The sequence below is a fragment of the Alloalcanivorax marinus genome, assembly GCF_016785095.1.
In the GTDB taxonomy this organism is placed as follows: Bacteria; Pseudomonadota; Gammaproteobacteria; order Pseudomonadales; family Alcanivoracaceae; genus Alloalcanivorax; species Alloalcanivorax marinus_A.
Genome location: NZ_JAEKJB010000013.1, coordinates 26,667 through 42,534, shown reverse-complemented (window position 1 = coordinate 42,534; position 15,868 = coordinate 26,667). Strand labels below are relative to the sequence as shown.

Below are 15,868 nucleotides of genomic sequence, written 5' to 3'. Positions count from 1 at the left end.
GCGGTCATGACTTTCCTCCGGCGTCGTGTTGTCGCTGTGGTCTTGCCTTGGCCGGAAGGGTATGCGTATCTTGTGCCCGGGCTGGTCATATTGGGCCATGGGACAATAAGTATGACGATTCTAAAAATGAGCGCGGAGGACTACACCATCTCCGCCGAATATCTGGCGCTGATGCTGGAGTTTCTGGATAAGCGTGGCATCGAGGAGGAGCGCGCCCTGGAAGGGTTGCCGATCGAACCGGGTTGCTGGCGCGATCCCAAGGCGCGGCTCACCGCCGCCGTGTTCGACCGTTTCGCCCGGCGTGCCCTGGCACTCACCGGCGAGCCCTGGATGGGCTGGGAGCTGGGGGCGTCCATGACCCTCTCATCCCATGGTTTTCTCGGTTACGCGGCGATGAGCAGCGAGACACTGGGGGACGCCATCGAGCTGGCGGTCAAGTTCTTCCGCACCCGCAGCACCATCATTCAGCTGGAGAGTTTCAGCGACGGTGACTGGGCGGTGCTCCAGGTCAACGAAATGCTGGCCTTGGGCGATCTGGCGCCGCTGGTGGTGGAGAGCCTGTTCTCCAGTTTCCATTTCATGGCCATGCAACTGATTCCCGACGTGGAAATCCTCGGTGAGCTGCGCTTCTCCTACCCGGAGCCGGCCTATTTCTCCCGGTTGCGTCCGTTGATTCCGGTGCCGGTGTACTTCGATTGCGCCTACAGCCAGATGCGCTTTCCGGTGGAGCGTTTGCAGCGGCGCCTGCGTTTCGCCGACCCGCGCCTGGCCCAGATGGCCGCCGCCCAGTGCGAGCAGGAGATGGAACGGATCAAGGCGCCGCCGGCGCTGCTTGGCCAGGTACGGCGCATCATGCTGGCCGGCTCCGGAGGCTTCCCCGGTGTCGACGACGTGGCGTCGGAGCTGCATATGTCGTCACGGACGCTCAAGCGCAAGCTCCAGCAACTGGGCACCAGCTACCAGACCCTGCTGGATGACCTGCGCAAAGGGCTGGCGGTGGAATATCTGACCCAGAGCCACCGCTCGGTGGATGAAATCGCCCTGGCGCTGGGGTATTCCGATGCTTCCAATTTCGCCCGTGCTTTCCGTCGCTGGACCGGGCGCAGCCCGTCGGACTATCGATAGCCCGGATGATCGATAGCCCGGATGATCGATAGCCCGGGTGATCGTTAGCCGGAGATGAGCTGAAAGACGGCGCCGCCCAGGCCGCCGAGCAGGAGGGTGAGGGTGGCCAGGAAGCCGATCAGGAAACCACGACCGCGATTGCGTGGCTGCTGCAGGTAGGCGTTGAAGTAAAGTTGCCGGCCGATCACGAACAGCACGCCGAGCACCGCCGCCGCGCGCGGTTCCAGATACCAGCCGAACAACCACAGCGCTGGCAGGAACAGCACCAACTGCTCCACGGTATTGGCGTGGCCGCGCTGGCAGCGTTCGAAGATTTCATGGCCGTGCACGGCCGGTGCGCGCACCTGGTATTTGACCCGGGCGCGGCCGACCAGGAAGCTGAACAGGGCGCATTGCAACAGCGCCACGACGGTAATGATGGCTACCCATTCCATGATCTTCCCCCAGACAGGTATCGTACGCCATCCTTGGAAATGGACCGGCGTTCCCCTTGCGTACTTGTGTATGCTCGCCGGCTTTTCTTGAGAGCGCTAATTTTTGCGTATCATCTTAGGCGACGGCGGCGGTCTTGCCCAGCCGTCGCCCCGGGCTTTTAAGGCGGATTTGTGACCATGACCACTCTCCACCCCCGTCTGGCGGCCGATACCGGCGCGCTGGGCGAAACCGATCTGTGCTGGTTGCGCTGGATGCGCGATGCCCGCTTTCCCTGGCTGATCGTGGTGCCCAAGCGCGATGGCCTGCGCGAGTGGCACCATCTGCCGCTGCCGGAGCAGGCTCTTTTGCTGACCACGGTGAATCACCTCGCCGCCGAGCTGGAGCGCGTCACCGGCGCGGACAAGATCAATCTGGGCGCGCTGGGCAATCTGGTGCCGCAGCTGCATGTGCACGTCATCGCCCGCTTCGAGGGCGACCCGTGCTGGCCGGGGCCGGTGTGGGGGCAGGGTGAGCCTCGACCGGTCGAGACGGAGCCGGACTGGCTGCGGCGCCTGCGGCTGCCGGAGTAGGGCGATGGAACTGATACCGGTGCCGGTGCAGTGCCCGCATTGCTGGGAATGGTTCGATGCCCTGGTGGATCCGTCCCAGGGGGATCAGGAATACGTGGAGGATTGCCACGTCTGCTGCCGACCGCTGCTGTTCACGGTGGCGATGACGGACCCGGACGCGCCGGAGGTGACGGCGCGCCCGGAGAACGAATGAGCGGTCTCAGGGCATATCGTCGCCGGCCAGGAAGCGAATCATCTCCTGGTCGTTGAGCAGGCGCTCGATGGAGCGGCTGAGGATCTGGTTGACCATTTCCTGATTGCGTGCCGCCGAGGGCGTGAACGGCAGCTTGTGCTCGACGCTGCTGTTGTAGGTGCCGGTGTGGGTGGTGTCACCACGGCGCGCTTCGGCCAGCAGGGTCAGGTCCAGGTTGACCCGGTTCACCACCGAGCCTTCCTCGGGGATGTAATCCAGCTTTTCCAGGCGCACTTCCAGGGTGGTGGCGTCCGGGCCCGGGTTGAAGGCATTGAACCCCAGGCTCTGCAGGCCCTTGCGCACCGAGTCCGCCAGTGCCGCGCGCACGTCGTTGGAGGGTTGCACCAGGGCGGTGTCCTTGTACACGCCGCCACGGGAGCCGAACGCCTTCTGGCCACGGGAGTCCACCGCGATGACTTCCACCGGGCGGTTGTGGCCCAGGTTGGCCGCTTCCACCTCGGGCTTGGGTGCCACCTCGATCTGCTGAGGGCTGAGCGCGCAGCCGGTGGCCAGCAGGGCGGCGGCGGCCAGGACGAGAAGCTGTTTCATGCCATTCTCCATTCATCCAGTTAGTAGGTGCGCTGCAAGGATTCCTCCGCCAGGCGGCGCAGCGCGTCCTTATAGGGGGACTCGGGCACCGATGACAGCGCGTCCAGAGCCCGTTCGGTGTGCTCGGCGGCCCGCTCGATGGTGTAGCTCAGGCCGCCGCACTCGCGCACGATGTCGACGATCTCGCTCAGGTGATCCAGGCCGCCCCCGCGGATCGAGGCCTTGATCAGCTCGGCGTGCTGGGGCGCGCCATGCTGGATGGCGTAGATCAGGGGCAGGGTGGGCTTGCCCTCGGCCAGGTCGTCGCCCACGTTCTTGCCCAACTCGCTGACGTCGCCCTGGTAGTCCAGCACATCGTCGATGAGCTGGAAAGCGATGCCCAGGTGCAAACCGAAGGTGGCGAAGTCCGCGCAGCGGTTCGGACCGTTGCGTGCCCCCAGCACGGCGCCGGTTTCGGCGGCGGATTCGAACATCTTGGCGGTTTTGTCGTGAATCACCCGCATGTAGCTGGATTCGGTGGTGTCCGGGTCGCGGGTGTTGAGCAGCTGCAGAACCTCACCCTCGGAGATGGTATTGGTGCTCTGGGAGAGGATTTCCAGCAGGCGCTGGTCCTCCAGCGCCACCATCAGTTGCAGGGCCCGGGAGATCAGGAAATCACCCACCAGCACGCTGGCGGAGTTGCCCCACACCGCATTCACCGTGGGGCGGCCCCGGCGCAGGCTGGATTCGTCCACGACGTCGTCGTGGAGCAGGGTGGCGGTGTGCAGGAATTCGATCACCGCCGCCACGTCCACGTGCTGGTCGCCGGTGTAGCCGGAAGCCCGGGCGCTGAGCAGGCCCACCAGTGGCCGCAGCCGCTTGCCGCCGGAGCCGACGATGTAGTCGCCCACTTCCCGGATCAGCGGGACCTCGGTGTCCAGGTGGTGGGTGATGAAGCGGTTCACCGCCTCGAAGTCGTCGCCGACGACGGAACTGATGGCCTTGAAATCCATGGAGCGCGTTTCCAAAAAAGGGGGCGTGAACAGCGGGCAATGCTAGCAGCGGGGCCCGATCAGTCAAGAAAAGCCATCGCCGGTGAAGCCGCCGCGCGGGGCGGCTCCGGGGATGGCCGCGGGCCTCTTGAGAAGAGGCTCCGGTTAGCGTACACTTCGCGACCCTGTTTTCATCATCCCCCGGGCACCGAAAGTGGCCTCCCGAATGTGGACGCCCGCCCGCGAGTGGATTTATCCGGAGCAAGCAAGATGTACGCAGTCATCAAGACGGGTGGCAAGCAGTACCGCGTTGAAGAGGGTGATACCCTGCGCGTGGAGAAGATCGAAGTGGCCACCGGTGAGACCGTGGAGTTCGATCAGGTGCTGCTGGTTGCCGACGGCGACGACGTCAAGGTGGGCCAGCCCCTGCTGGACGGCGCCAAGGTTTCCGCCGAGGTGGTCGAGCAAGGCCGCCACAAGAAGGTGAAAATCGTCAAGTTCCGTCGCCGCAAGCACTCCCGCAAGCAGCAAGGCCATCGCCAGTGGTACACGGCGGTGAAAATCACCGGGATCCAGGGCTGATCCGTAACGCATTAGAGGATTGAGACATGGCACATAAAAAAGCCGGTGGTAGTACTCGTAACGGTCGCGATTCCGAAAGTAAACGCCTTGGCGTGAAGCGCTTTGGCGGCCAGGAAGTCAAGGCCGGCGAGATCATCATCCGTCAGCGTGGCACCCGCTTCCATTCCGGTGTGAACACCGGCATGGGCAAGGACCACACGATCTTCGCCACCGAGGCCGGTCGCGTGAAGTTCGAAACCAAGGGCCCGCTGGGTCGCAAGTACGTGGTGATCGAGCCCGTGGCCTGATCCCTTCGGGATCACACGAAAGCCCCGCGAGGCTCGGCCCGCGGGGCTTTTTTGTGGCTGTCGGACGGCGGGCCACAAACGGCAAGCTACGCTAGAATACCCATCCACCTGTTCTGAAGAGTCGTCCCATGCAATTCGTCGACGAAGCCACCATTGATGTTCGCGCCGGCAACGGCGGCCACGGCTGTTTGAGTTTCCGGCGCGAGAAGTACGTCGAATTCGGCGGTCCCGATGGCGGTGACGGCGGGGCCGGCGGGCACGTCTATGTGCGCGCCGACGGCAACCTCAACACCCTGGTCGATTACCGCTACGAGCGCAGTTACAAGGCGCGCAACGGTGAGCCCGGCAAGGGCCGGCAGATGACCGGCAAATCCGCCGACGACATCTACCTCAAGGTGCCGGTGGGCACCACCGTGGTGGATGTGGACACCGACGAGGTGCTGGCGGACCTGACCGCCGACGGCGAGACGGTGATGGTGGCCAAGGGTGGCCGCGGCGGGCTGGGCAACGTGCACTTCAAGAGCAGCGTCAACCAGGCGCCGCGCAAGACCACCAAGGGAATCCCCGGTGAGGTGCGCCGGCTGCGCCTGGAACTGAAGGTGCTGGCGGACGTGGGGCTGCTGGGCATGCCCAATGCCGGCAAGAGCACCCTGATCCGCGCCATTTCCGCCGCCAAGCCAAAGGTGGCGGATTACCCGTTCACCACCCTGGTGCCGAACCTGGGCGTGGTGAAGGTGGATCGCTATCGCAGTTTCGTGGTGGCCGACATTCCCGGCCTGATCGAGGGCGCGGCCGAGGGGGCCGGTCTGGGTATCCGCTTTCTCAAGCACCTGGCGCGCACCCGGCTGTTGCTGCACGTGGTGGACATTGCGCCGCCGGACGGTGAGCCGGCGGATCAGATCGATGCCATCGCCGACGAGTTGGATCGTTTCTCCCCGGCGCTGGCCGAGCAGGAGCGTTGGCTGGTGTTCAACAAGATCGACCTGCTGCCCGACCAGGAGGCCGAGGAGCGGGTCAATGCCATCGTCGAGGAGCTGGGCTGGCAGGGGCCGGTGTTCCGCCTGTCCGCCGCCGCCGGGGTGGGGTGCGAGGAGTTGACCTACGCGCTGATGAACGCCATCGAGGAGCGACGGCTGCGCGAGCGCGAAGATCCGGAATACGCCGCCGAGCAGCGCGACCTGCGCGATCGCCTGGAGGCCGAGGCGCGGGAAAAGATCCAGGAGATCAAGCGCGTCAACCGAGCCGCCCGGGACAACGATGATGATGACGACGACGACCACGACGTGGAGATCGTCTATGAGCGCTGAGCGCTGGGTGATCAAGATCGGCAGCGCCCTGCTCACCAACGACGGGCGCGGCCTGGATCGGGATCTGATGCAGCTCTGGGTGGATCGCATGGTGGCGCTGCGCGCCGCCGGCATCGAGCCCATCGTGGTGTCCTCCGGTGCCGTGGCCGAGGGGATGACGCGCCTGGGCTGGTCGCGTCGGCCGGAATCGGTCCATGAGCAGCAGGCCGCGGCGGCAGTGGGGCAGATGGGGCTGGTGCAGGCCTGGGAGTCCTGTTTTCGCAAGCACGGGCTGCATACCGCCCAGGTGCTGCTCACCCACGACGATCTGTCCGACCGCAAGCGTTACCTGAACGCGCGCAGCACCCTGCTGACACTGCTGGGCTTCGCGGTGGTGCCGGTGGTCAACGAGAACGATACCGTGGTTACCGACGAGATCCGCTTCGGTGACAACGACACCCTGGCGGCCCTGGTGGCCAACCTGGTGGAGGCCGAGCGGCTGGTGATCCTCACCGACCAGGAGGGGCTGTTCGACGCCGACCCGCGCCAGAATCCGGCGGCCAGCCTGATCCGTGAGGCGCGGGCGTCCGATCCTGCGATCGCCGCCATGGCCGGTGGCGGTGGTTCCGGGCTGGGGCGCGGTGGCATGGCCACCAAGGTGCGCGCCGCCGGCCTGGCGGCCCGCTCCGGCGCCATGACCACGATTGCCTCGGGGCGCCGCCCGGAGGTGCTCGCCGAGTTGCGCGATGGTGGCGCGCCGGGCACCACTTTGATGCCGGACACGTCACCCATGAATGCCCGCAAGCAGTGGCTGGCCGGGCACTTGCGCATGCGCGGCCGGCTGGTGCTGGATGCCGGCGCCGCGCGGCGCGTGCGCGAGGCCGGCTCCAGCCTGCTGCCGGTGGGCGTGGTGGATGTGTTCGGGCAGTTTTCCCGGGGCGAGATGGTGGCCTGCGAGGACGAGCAGGGCAATCGGGTGGCCTGTGGCCTGGTTAACTACGACGCCGCCGACGCCCGCCGGCTATGCGGCAAGAAGAGCCATGAAATCGCCGGGGTGCTGGGTTTCATGAACGAGGAAGAACTGATCCACCGGGACAACATGGTGGTCATGGAAGCCTGACGCCGGCGGGGTGGAGGTGTCAGGCTTCGAGCGTCCAGCGTCAGACAAAAAAACCGGCCAGAGGCCGGTTTTTTTGTCTGACGCCAGTTTGATCAGATTCAGGCCGCCATGGCCTTGATCTTGGCGTTCAAGCGGCTCTTGTGGCGTGCCGCCTTGTTCGGGTGAAACTTGCCCTTGCGGGTGGCCTTGTCCAGCACCGAGGTCGCTTTTTGGTACGCTTCCTGAGCGGCGCCTTGGTCGCCGGAGGCAATGGCCGCGTTCACCTTCTTGAGGTACGTACGCACCATGGAGCGCATCGCCGCGTTGTGCTGACGACGCGTTTCCGCCTGACGCGCGCGCTTGCGTGCTTGCGGTGAGTTAGCCAAGGTCCTGCTCCTATCTTTTTAACTGACGACCGACGAGCCGTCGATCTGCTTGATTCGGTGAAACCGGGACGCACGAGTGCCCGTGGGCCGGTTTGAAGGTGCGCAATCATGCCGATCCCTTCCCGGAATGTCAATGGTGGGAATTCACGACCGTGGCGGGCGGCTTCGGCCGCGATCGTGCCGCCGGGCCGGGCCATGCCGCTGGCGGGCGGGCAGTGCTTTGGGTACCCTTGGTCGGTTTTCCGGAGGGCTGATGGGCGACCAGGCGAGAGACGACAAGAAAGGCGGCTTGCTGGCTTCCACCCTGGTAGTCAGTGGCATGACGCTGCTCTCCCGGGTGCTGGGCCTGGTGCGCGACGTGGTGCTGGCCCGCCTGCTGGGCGCTTCCGCCGGCACCGACGCCTTCTTCGTGGCGTTCCGGATTCCCAATTTCCTGCGCCGGTTGTTCGCCGAGGGTGCCTTCAACCAGGCTTTCGTGCCGGTGCTCAGCGAATACCGCACTCGCTCCCGGGAAGAGGGCAGCCTGGTGGCCACCAGGCTGCTCATCGACCGTGTGGCGGGGACCCTGGGCGGTACCCTGGCGCTGGTTACCCTGATCGGCGTGCTGGGCGCGCCGCTGTTGATCTGGGTGTTCGCCCCGGGCTTCGGCGACGATCCCCATAAAAGGGCGCTGGCGGTGGAGATGCTGCGGCTCACCTTCCCGTACCTGTTCTTCATTGCCCTGACCGCCTTCTCCGGCGCCATTCTCAACACCTGGAGCCGGTTCGCGGTGCCCGCCTTCACTCCGGTGCTGCTGAACCTGAGCCTGATCGGCTGCGCGCTGTTCCTGGCGCCGCGCTTCGCCGAGGGGCGCATGGCGGTGGCGCTGGCCTGGGGGGTGCTGATCGCCGGTGTGGTGCAATTGCTGTTTCAGTTGCCGTTCCTGGCCCGCCTGCACCTGATGCCGGTGCCGCGCATGGCCTGGCGGGACGAGGGCGTGCGCCGCATTCTGCGGCTCATGGCGCCGGCCCTGTTCGGGGTGTCGGTAAGCCAGATCAACCTGCTGCTGGACACGGTGCTGGCATCGCTGCTGCAAACCGGCTCGGTGACCTGGCTGTATTACTCCGACCGGCTCACCGAGCTGCCCCTGGGAGTGTTCGCCATCGCCATCGGCACGGTGATTCTGCCCAGTCTGTCCGGCAAGCACGCCGAAGCGGACCCGGATGCGTTCTCGCGTACCCTGGACTGGGCCCTGCGGCTGGTGCTTCTGATCGGCGTGCCGGCGGCCCTGGCCCTGGCGGTGATCGCGGAGCCGCTGTTGGCGACCCTGTTCCGCCATGGCGAGTTCAGCGCCACCGATGTGTTGCGCTCGGCGGAGTCCCTGCGCGCTTACAGTGCCGGCCTGCTGGCGTTCATGCTGATCAAGGTGCTGGCGCCCGGTTACTTCGCCCGCCAGGACACCAAGACCCCGGTGAAGATCGGCGTCATTGCCATGATCGCCAACATGGGTTTCAACCTGGCCCTGGTGTGGCCGTTGCAGCACGCCGGCCTGGCCCTGGCCACCTCGCTGTCCGCCTGGCTCAATGCCGGCCTGCTGTTCGCCGGCCTGCGCCGGGGCGGCGTCTACCGGCCCGGGGCGGGCTGGGGCGCCCACGGCGTTCGGTTGCTGTGCGCCGGCGGCGCCATGGTGGTGGCGATCCATTTTCTTGCCCGCCAGGCCGGTGTCTGGATGGAAGGCCCGCTGATGGCGCGCATTGGCTGGCTGACGGTGATCGTGCTGGCCGGATTGGCGATTTATGCCCTGGTGCTGCTGATTCTTGGCCTCAGACCTCGCCACCTGCGCCGATGATTTCTATAATCGGCCCTCTTTTCCCCCGGATACGCGGGCGCGGCGGCTCCGGGATGGCGACGAGGGCGGGATGCGACTGATTCGCGGCATTCACAATCTGCGGTCCATGCACCGAGGGTGCGTGGCCACCATCGGCAATTTCGATGGCGTGCACCTGGGCCACCAGCGCATTCTGGACAAGGTGATCGCCGAGGCCCGTGCCCGTGACAAGCTGGCCACGGTGATGCTGTTCGAGCCTCAGCCCCAGGAGTTTTTCGCCGGGGAGCAGGCGCCGGCGCGCCTGATGAGCCTGCGTGACAAGCTCATCGCCCTGCGTCGCAAGGGCGTGGATCAGGTGCTGTGCGCCCGTTTCGATGAGCGTTTCCGAAGCCTGGGCGCGGAAGCGTTCGTGCGTGATCTGCTGGTGGCCGGGCTGGGCATTGATTATCTGGTGGTGGGTGACGATTTTCGTTTCGGCTGTGGCCGGGACGGGGATTTCGATTATCTGTGCCGGGCCGGCCAGGCGTTCGGCTTTGAAGTAACCGATACTCCCACTTGCCAGGTGGACGGCGAGAGGGTGTCCAGTACCCGGGTGCGTGGCGCCCTGGAGCAGGGCGATTTCATCCTCGCCGAGCGCCTGCTGGGTCGCCCCTATGGCATCAGTGGCCGGGTACGCCACGGTGACAAGATTGGCCGCACCCTGGGCATCCCCACGGTGAATCTGGCGCTCAAGCGACCGGTATCGCCCCTGCAGGGGGTGTTCGCGGTGCGCGTGGACGGCGGCGGCCTGAGCGGCTGGCCCGGCGCCGCCAACCTGGGCACGCGGCCGGCGGTGAATGGCCGCGAGAACCGCCTGGAAGTGCATTTGCTGGATTTTCAGGGCGATCTGTACGACGCCCATCTGACCGTGCACTTTCATCAATTCGTGCGCCCGGAAACGAACTTTGACAGCCTGGATCAACTCAAGGCCGCCATGTGGCGGGACCTGGAGCAGGTTAAAGCCTTCTTTGCACAAGACGACGGACTATGACGGACTACAAGGCGACGCTGAATCTTCCCCATACCGACTTTCCCATGAAAGCCGGTCTGTCCAAGCGCGAACCGGAACGGCTGGAGCAATGGCGCCGGCAGGATCTGTACCGCCGGATTCGCGAGACCGCCGCCGGCCGTCCCAAGTTCGTGCTCCATGACGGCCCTCCCTACGCCAACGGCTCCATTCATATCGGGCATTCCATCAACAAGGTGCTCAAGGACGTGATCGTCAAGGCGCGGGGGCTGGAGGGCTTCGATGCGCCCTATGTGCCCGGCTGGGACTGCCATGGCCTGCCCATCGAGCACAAGGTGGAGCAGAAGGTAGGCAAGGCCGGCCACAAGGTGGACGCGCGTACCTTCCGCGAGGAGTGCCGGGCCTACGCCGCCGAGCAGGTGGAAGGGCAGAAGAAGGACTTCATCCGCCTGGGCGTGTTCGGGGACTGGGACAACCCCTACCTGACCATGAATTACGACACCGAGGCGAACATCGTCCGCGCGCTCGGCCAGATCGTTGAGAAGGGCCTGCTCACCAAGGGGTTCAAGCCGGTGCACTGGTGCCTGGACTGCGCCTCCGCCCTGGCGGAAGCGGAAGTGGAATACCAGGACAAGAAGTCCCCGGCCATCGACGTGGCGTTCGCCGCCGTGGACCCGGCGGACTTCACCGCCCGCACCGGCGTGGAAGCCGGCGCCCCGGCGCTGGTGATCTGGACCACCACGCCCTGGACCCTGCCCGCCAACCAGGCGGTGGCGGTCCATCCCGATGAGGATTACGTGCTGCTCAGCGGCGACCAGGACGGTCGCGCCCGTGAGCTGGTGGTGGCCGAGGCCCTGGCCGACGATGCCGCCGAGCGCTATGGGCTGGACGGCGCTCGCCGCTCCGCCGCCTTCCCGGGCCGTGCCCTGGAATTCCTGAAACTCCAGCACCCGTTCCTGGACCGCCAGGTGCCGGTGGTGCTGGGTGAGCATGTCACCACCGACGCCGGCACCGGCTGCGTGCACACCGCGCCCGGCCACGGTGAGGACGACTTCGTGGTGGGCAAGCGCTACGGCCTGGAAGTGGACAGCCCGGTGCAGGACAACGGTGTGTTCCGCGACGGCCTGCCGGTGGTGGGTGGCCTGCATGTCACCAAGGCCAACGGGCCGGTGATCGAGGCGCTGCAGGAAGGCGGCACCCTGGTGGCCAAGAAGAGCATCACCCACAGTTACCCGCATTGCTGGCGCCACAAGACGCCGATCATCTTCCGCGCCACCGCCCAGTGGTTCATCTCCATGGGGGGGCATGGCCTGTTGGAGCGGGCTCGCGAGGAAGTGAAGAAGGTCACCTGGACGCCGGACTGGGGCCAGGCGCGCATGGAAGGCATGCTGCGCGACCGCCCGGACTGGTGCATCTCCCGGCAGCGCACCTGGGGCGTGCCGATCACTCTGTTCGTGGACAAGGACACCTCCGAGCCGCATCCGGACACCCCGCGCCTGATCGAGGAAGTGGCCAAGCGGATCGAGAAGGAGGGCATCGAGGCCTGGTTCCAGCTCGATCCGGCGGAGCTGCTGGGCGCCGACGCCGAGCGCTACAGCAAGGTCACCGACGTGCTGGATGTGTGGTTCGATTCCGGCACCACCCACTTTTCCGTGCTCGAACAGCGCCCGGAGCTGACCGTGCCGGCGGATCTGTACCTGGAAGGTTCCGACCAGCACCGGGGCTGGTTCCAGTCCTCGCTGCTGACCAGCACCGCCATGCGCGGCGCGGCGCCCTACAAGGGCGTGCTCACCCACGGTTTCACCGTGGACGAGCAGGGCCGCAAAATGTCCAAGTCCCTGGGCAACGTGATCGCCCCCCAGGAGGTCTGGAACGAGCTGGGCGCCGACATCCTGCGGCTGTGGATCGCTTCCACGGACTACCGGGGCGAGATGACCGTCTCCAAAAGCATCTTCAAGCAGGTGGCGGACAGCTACCGGCGCATCCGCAACACCGCCCGCTTCCTGCTCTCCAACCTGAACGGCTTCGACCCCGCCGCCAACGTCCTGGCGCCGGAGGAGATGCTGGCCCTGGACCGCTGGGCGGTGGCCCGCGCCGCCCAGGTCCAGGACGAACTGCGCGAGCTTTATAACAGCTACCAGTTCCACCAAGTCTATCAGCGCCTGCACAACTTCTGCGCCAACGAGTTGGGCGGCTTCTATCTGGATATCATCAAGGACCGCCAGTACACCACCCGCGAGGACTCCGTGGCACGGCGTTCCTGTCAGACCGCGCTGTACCATATCGCCCAGGCTCTGGCGCGCTGGATGGCGCCGATCCTCAGCTTTACCGCCGAGGAAATCCACGAGCACCTGCCCGGTGAAAAAGCCGACTCGGTGTTCCTCACCACCTGGTACGAAGGCCTGTTCGGCCTGCCCGAGGACGCCGATATGGACCTGGCGTTCTGGGAGCGGATCCAGGCGGTCAAGCAGGCGGTAAACAAGGCCATCGAGGAGGCCCGTAATCGCAAGGAGCTGCGCGCCAACCTGTCCGCCGACGCTACCCTGTACGTGGACGACGACGTCCGCTCCCTGCTGGAGCGGCTCGGCGACGAACTGCGTTTCGTCACCATTACCTCCACCGCCGCTCTGCAGCCGCTGGCCCAGGCCCCGGCGGAACTGGAGGCCAGCGCCGTGGCCGGCCTCAAGGTGAAGGTGGCGCCCTCGCCGAATCCCAAATGCGCCCGCTGCTGGCACCACCGCGCCGATGTCGGCGTGGACCCGGCTCACCCAGAGATCTGCGGCCGTTGCGTGACCAACGTGGAAGGCCCCGGCGAGGAGCGGCATTATGCCTGAGGCGGCGGCTCGCCGGGGGCTGCCCGGCCAGCTCAACTGGCTGTGGCTCACGGTGCTGGTGATCGCCCTGGATCAGCTCACCAAGCACTGGATCGTGGCGCGTTTCGAACTCTTCGAGCGTCTGGAGATTCTGCCGGTGTTCAACCTGACCCTGGCCTACAACACCGGCGCCGCCTTCAGCTTCCTGGCCGGCGCCGGCGGTTGGCAGCGCTGGTTCTTCGCCGGCGTGGCGCTGATCGCGGCGGTGCTGATCCTCGGCTGGCTGCGCAAGCTCAAGACCGAGCGCATGCAGGGCGCCGCTCTGGCGCTGATCCTCGGTGGTGCCCTGGGCAATCTCTATGATCGGGTGGTGCTGGGTCATGTGGTGGATTTTCTCGATTTCTATTGGGGCGATTACCACTTTCCGGCCTTTAATATCGCCGACAGCGCCATCACAATCGGAGCGGTATTGATCATTCTGGACATGCTGCTGGGAGGGCGCCTCGCCCATGACTGACCAACTCTTCGCCGGGCCGCAGACCCGGGTCACGCTGCACTTCGCCGTACGCCTCATGGACGGCACCGAGATGGACAGCACCTTCGACGGCGAGCCGGCCAGTTTCGCCTGGGGCGACGGCTCCCTGCTGCCGGGCTTCGAGAAGGCCATTCTCGGCCTGCGGCCGGGCGACAGGCGCAGCGTGTTCATCGACGCCGAGTCCGGCTTCGGCGAGCACAACGAGCAGAACGTCCAGCACTTCAACCGCGCCACCTTCGAGGTGCGGGACGTGGAACCGGGCATGGTGATGAATTTCGCCGACGCCGCCGGTGCCGAGCTGCCCGGGGTGGTCACCGACGTGGATGATGACTGGGTAACGGTGGACTTCAACCATCCCCTGGCGGGCCGCGACCTGACCTTCGTGGTGGAGATCATCGACGTTCAGCACGACGTGCCCGAGCAGACCATCCGCCTGAACTGACCATCGCGGCGGAAGCCGCTCCTACACCACATCCGCGGCAGGAGCGGCTTCCGCCGCGATCCTGGCCGGGGCCGGCCCGCGACGCGTATACTCGCCTCACAGTCCAAGCAGGTTTTCCTATGCAAATCCGTCTCGCCAATCCCCGCGGTTTCTGCGCCGGCGTGGACCGGGCCATCGAAATCGTCAACCGCGCCCTGGACGTGTTCGGGCCTCCGGTGCACGTGCGCCATGAGGTGGTGCACAACCGCTACGTGGTGGACGGCCTGCGTCAGCGCGGCGCCGTGTTCGTCGAGGAGCTCCATGAAGTGCCGGATGACGCCATCGTCATTTTCAGCGCCCACGGTGTCTCCAAGGCGGTGCAGGAAGAAGCCGAGCGACGCGCCCTGCGTGTGTTCGATGCCACCTGCCCGCTGGTCACCAAGGTGCATATGGAAGTGATCCGCTACGCCCGTGAAGGCCGCGAGGCGATCCTGATCGGCCATCAGGGCCACCCGGAAGTGGAAGGCACCATGGGGCAGTACGACACCTCCAAGGGTGGCCGCATGTACCTGGTGGAAGACGAGGACGATGTGGCGCGGCTGGAGGTGAACGACCCGGACCGGCTCGCCTTCGTCACCCAGACCACCCTCAGCGTCGATGATACCGCGCGCATCATCGACGCCTTGCGTGCCCGCTTCCCCAACATTCTCGGCCCCAAGCGCGAGGATATTTGCTACGCCACCACCAACCGCCAGGACGCGGTGCGGCAACTGGCCCTGGAATGCGACCTGGTTCTGGTGGTGGGCTCGGTGAACAGTTCCAACTCCAACCGCCTCAAGGAGCTGGCCGAACGTTGCGGTACGCCGTCCCACCTGCTCGACGACCCGGCGGTGATCGATCCGGCCTGGCTCACCGGCAAGAAATCCGTGGGTGTCACCGCCGGGGCCAGTGCCCCGGAAGAGCTGGTTCATCAGGTGGTGGCCCGCCTGCGGGAACTGGGCGGGGACCCGGAACAGGAGATTCCCGGCCGCGAGGAAAACATCCGTTTCTCCATGCCCCGCGCCTTGCGCGTCTGACCTTTTCGGCGGCGCCCGACCGGGCGCCGTGAGCCCTTCTTACCCGCCCGTTCACCGCGAAGCATGACGCCGTTCACAGGGGGTTCACCATACAAACCCTTGCTTATGCCGCTCATGTCCGTGAAGTGACCGCTTGTCTAAGTCCCGTTGTCCACGGTTTTACAATTGCTAGAGTGTCGTCACCCCAATGCGAATGGAGTACTCCGTGGTGCTCGACACAAGCGCGCGCAGCGCAGGCTTCACGTTGATTGAACTGATGCTTGGCATCACCGTGGCGGCGGTGTTGCTGACGGTGGCGGTGCCGTCCTTCCAAAACGTCACCGCCAACAACGCTCTGCGTGCCACCACCGCTGATCTGGTCACCGCCATCAACACCGCCCGCGCGCAGGCGGTGAATCTTCGCAAACCGGTGCTGCTTCGTCATCTGGGCGGCTCCTGGGACGATGGCTGGGAAATCTTCTACGACAGTGCCCGCACCGAGGGCGACCAGAGTTTTCACCCGGCCGGCAAGGCCACCGTCACCAGTAGTGTGAGCGAAATCCGTTTTCTGCCGTCGGGCATCATCGCCAGCAACGTGGAATTCAAGGTCTGTGACGACCGTAGCGGCGAGAGCGGTCGCAAGATCGAGGTCGGACGCTTTGGCGTGGTCGACAATACGGTGATCACCTGTGGGTAAGGGAAGGGGTAGA

Annotated in this window: 18 protein-coding genes; 14 read left to right on the top strand and 4 right to left on the bottom strand. The window is 65.7% G+C overall.

Annotated features, from left to right (window positions below; all coding sequences use genetic code 11):
* Window positions 1-111 precede the first annotated feature (111 nt).
* A complete protein-coding gene (locus tag JF515_RS17360) occupies window positions 112-1,125 on the top strand; it encodes an AraC family transcriptional regulator (protein ID WP_203105724.1) in 1,014 nt (337 codons plus the stop codon).
* A gap of 44 nt (window positions 1,126-1,169) precedes the next feature.
* On the opposite strand, the gene JF515_RS17355 is transcribed toward JF515_RS17360, so the two are convergent.
* Window positions 1,170-1,559, bottom strand: coding sequence for an MAPEG family protein (locus tag JF515_RS17355; RefSeq protein ID WP_203105723.1), 390 nt, complete (start codon window positions 1,557-1,559; stop codon window positions 1,170-1,172).
* 177 nt (window positions 1,560-1,736) lie between these two features.
* On the opposite strand from JF515_RS17355, the gene JF515_RS17350 reads away from it, so the two are divergent.
* On the top strand, window positions 1,737-2,129 hold the full coding sequence (locus JF515_RS17350; RefSeq protein WP_203105722.1) for an HIT domain-containing protein: 393 nt from the start codon (window positions 1,737-1,739) through the stop codon (window positions 2,127-2,129).
* Between the two features lie 4 nt (window positions 2,130-2,133).
* Window positions 2,134-2,322, top strand: a complete 189-nt coding sequence (locus JF515_RS17345; protein WP_203105721.1) for a CPXCG motif-containing cysteine-rich protein — start codon at window positions 2,134-2,136, stop codon at window positions 2,320-2,322.
* A 6-nt stretch (window positions 2,323-2,328) separates the two neighbouring features.
* On the opposite strand, the gene JF515_RS17340 is transcribed toward JF515_RS17345, so the two are convergent.
* Window positions 2,329-2,910: a YajG family lipoprotein gene (locus JF515_RS17340; protein ID WP_203105720.1), complete on the bottom strand. Its 582-nt coding sequence runs from the start codon at window positions 2,908-2,910 to the stop codon at window positions 2,329-2,331.
* A gap of 20 nt (window positions 2,911-2,930) precedes the next feature.
* Window positions 2,931-3,902 carry a polyprenyl synthetase family protein gene (locus JF515_RS17335; protein ID WP_203105719.1) on the bottom strand — a complete coding sequence of 324 codons (972 nt, stop codon included), beginning with the start codon at window positions 3,900-3,902 and terminating at the stop codon, window positions 2,931-2,933.
* Window positions 3,903-4,151: 249 nt separating this feature from the next.
* On the opposite strand from JF515_RS17335, the gene rplU reads away from it, so the two are divergent.
* From rplU to proB, 4 genes are all read left to right on the top strand, one after another.
* Entirely contained in the window at window positions 4,152-4,463 is a 312-nt protein-coding gene (gene rplU / locus JF515_RS17330; protein WP_203105718.1) for a 50S ribosomal protein L21, read from the top strand.
* Window positions 4,464-4,489: 26 nt separating this feature from the next.
* Window positions 4,490-4,750 (top strand): 50S ribosomal protein L27, encoded by a 261-nt coding sequence (gene rpmA, locus JF515_RS17325; RefSeq protein WP_203105717.1) that lies wholly within the window; start codon window positions 4,490-4,492, stop codon window positions 4,748-4,750.
* Window positions 4,751-4,878: 128 nt separating this feature from the next.
* On the top strand, window positions 4,879-6,057 hold the full coding sequence (gene cgtA / locus JF515_RS17320; protein ID WP_203105716.1) for an Obg family GTPase CgtA: 1,179 nt from the start codon (window positions 4,879-4,881) through the stop codon (window positions 6,055-6,057).
* Window positions 6,047-7,156: a glutamate 5-kinase gene (proB, locus tag JF515_RS17315; RefSeq protein ID WP_238401152.1), complete on the top strand. Its 1,110-nt coding sequence runs from the start codon at window positions 6,047-6,049 to the stop codon at window positions 7,154-7,156. Before cgtA ends, proB begins: the two co-directional genes overlap by 11 nt.
* Before the next feature lie 98 nt (window positions 7,157-7,254).
* On the opposite strand, the gene rpsT is transcribed toward proB, so the two are convergent.
* Window positions 7,255-7,521: a 30S ribosomal protein S20 gene (rpsT, locus tag JF515_RS17310; protein WP_203105715.1), complete on the bottom strand. Its 267-nt coding sequence runs from the start codon at window positions 7,519-7,521 to the stop codon at window positions 7,255-7,257.
* A 253-nt stretch (window positions 7,522-7,774) separates the two neighbouring features.
* Here rpsT and murJ point away from each other — a divergent pair, with 253 nt between their 5' ends.
* The 7 genes from murJ to JF515_RS17275 all read left to right on the top strand — a co-directional run bounded on the left by murJ (window position 7,775) and on the right by JF515_RS17275 (window position 15,855).
* Window positions 7,775-9,349: a murein biosynthesis integral membrane protein MurJ gene (gene murJ / locus JF515_RS17305; RefSeq protein WP_203105714.1), complete on the top strand. Its 1,575-nt coding sequence runs from the start codon at window positions 7,775-7,777 to the stop codon at window positions 9,347-9,349.
* Window positions 9,350-9,419: 70 nt separating this feature from the next.
* A complete protein-coding gene (gene ribF / locus JF515_RS17300) occupies window positions 9,420-10,358 on the top strand; it encodes a bifunctional riboflavin kinase/FAD synthetase (protein WP_203105713.1) in 939 nt (312 codons plus the stop codon).
* Window positions 10,355-13,168: an isoleucine--tRNA ligase gene (ileS, locus tag JF515_RS17295; RefSeq protein ID WP_203105712.1), complete on the top strand. Its 2,814-nt coding sequence runs from the start codon at window positions 10,355-10,357 to the stop codon at window positions 13,166-13,168. The genes ribF and ileS overlap by 4 nt, the downstream gene beginning before the upstream one ends.
* Window positions 13,161-13,664 carry a signal peptidase II gene (lspA, locus tag JF515_RS17290; protein WP_203105711.1) on the top strand — a complete coding sequence of 168 codons (504 nt, stop codon included), beginning with the start codon at window positions 13,161-13,163 and terminating at the stop codon, window positions 13,662-13,664. Before ileS ends, lspA begins: the two co-directional genes overlap by 8 nt.
* Window positions 13,657-14,124 carry an FKBP-type peptidyl-prolyl cis-trans isomerase gene (locus JF515_RS17285; protein ID WP_203105710.1) on the top strand — a complete coding sequence of 156 codons (468 nt, stop codon included), beginning with the start codon at window positions 13,657-13,659 and terminating at the stop codon, window positions 14,122-14,124. The genes lspA and JF515_RS17285 overlap by 8 nt, the downstream gene beginning before the upstream one ends.
* Before the next feature lie 119 nt (window positions 14,125-14,243).
* Window positions 14,244-15,179, top strand: coding sequence for a 4-hydroxy-3-methylbut-2-enyl diphosphate reductase (gene ispH, locus JF515_RS17280; protein ID WP_203105709.1), 936 nt, complete (start codon window positions 14,244-14,246; stop codon window positions 15,177-15,179).
* A 208-nt stretch (window positions 15,180-15,387) separates the two neighbouring features.
* The gene (locus tag JF515_RS17275) at window positions 15,388-15,855 is read left to right on the top strand and encodes a GspH/FimT family pseudopilin (RefSeq protein ID WP_338015243.1); all 468 of its coding nucleotides are present in this window, start codon (window positions 15,388-15,390) and stop codon (window positions 15,853-15,855) included.
* Window positions 15,856-15,868: the final 13 nt, after the last annotated feature.

What these genes read in the sequence shown, in the direction of transcription:
- rpmA (WP_203105717.1), top strand. Translation starts at nt 4,490, where the DNA reads ATGGCACATAAAAAAGCCGGTGGTAGTACTCGTAACGGTCGCGATTCC.
- proB (WP_238401152.1), top strand. Translation starts at nt 6,047, where the DNA reads ATGAGCGCTGAGCGCTGGGTGATCAAGATCGGCAGCGCCCTGCTCACC.
- JF515_RS17335 (WP_203105719.1), bottom strand. Translation starts at nt 3,902, where the DNA reads ATGGATTTCAAGGCCATCAGTTCCGTCGTCGGCGACGACTTCGAGGCG.
- JF515_RS17340 (WP_203105720.1), bottom strand. Translation starts at nt 2,910, where the DNA reads ATGAAACAGCTTCTCGTCCTGGCCGCCGCCGCCCTGCTGGCCACCGGC.
- murJ (WP_203105714.1), top strand. Translation starts at nt 7,775, where the DNA reads ATGGGCGACCAGGCGAGAGACGACAAGAAAGGCGGCTTGCTGGCTTCC.
- ileS (WP_203105712.1), top strand. Translation starts at nt 10,355, where the DNA reads ATGACGGACTACAAGGCGACGCTGAATCTTCCCCATACCGACTTTCCC.
- JF515_RS17285 (WP_203105710.1), top strand. Translation starts at nt 13,657, where the DNA reads ATGACTGACCAACTCTTCGCCGGGCCGCAGACCCGGGTCACGCTGCAC.
- JF515_RS17355 (WP_203105723.1), bottom strand. Translation starts at nt 1,559, where the DNA reads ATGGAATGGGTAGCCATCATTACCGTCGTGGCGCTGTTGCAATGCGCC.
- JF515_RS17350 (WP_203105722.1), top strand. Translation starts at nt 1,737, where the DNA reads ATGACCACTCTCCACCCCCGTCTGGCGGCCGATACCGGCGCGCTGGGC.
- JF515_RS17345 (WP_203105721.1), top strand. Translation starts at nt 2,134, where the DNA reads ATGGAACTGATACCGGTGCCGGTGCAGTGCCCGCATTGCTGGGAATGG.
- lspA (WP_203105711.1), top strand. Translation starts at nt 13,161, where the DNA reads ATGCCTGAGGCGGCGGCTCGCCGGGGGCTGCCCGGCCAGCTCAACTGG.
- JF515_RS17360 (WP_203105724.1), top strand. Translation starts at nt 112, where the DNA reads ATGACGATTCTAAAAATGAGCGCGGAGGACTACACCATCTCCGCCGAA.
- ispH (WP_203105709.1), top strand. Translation starts at nt 14,244, where the DNA reads ATGCAAATCCGTCTCGCCAATCCCCGCGGTTTCTGCGCCGGCGTGGAC.
- cgtA (WP_203105716.1), top strand. Translation starts at nt 4,879, where the DNA reads ATGCAATTCGTCGACGAAGCCACCATTGATGTTCGCGCCGGCAACGGC.
- rplU (WP_203105718.1), top strand. Translation starts at nt 4,152, where the DNA reads ATGTACGCAGTCATCAAGACGGGTGGCAAGCAGTACCGCGTTGAAGAG.
- ribF (WP_203105713.1), top strand. Translation starts at nt 9,420, where the DNA reads ATGCGACTGATTCGCGGCATTCACAATCTGCGGTCCATGCACCGAGGG.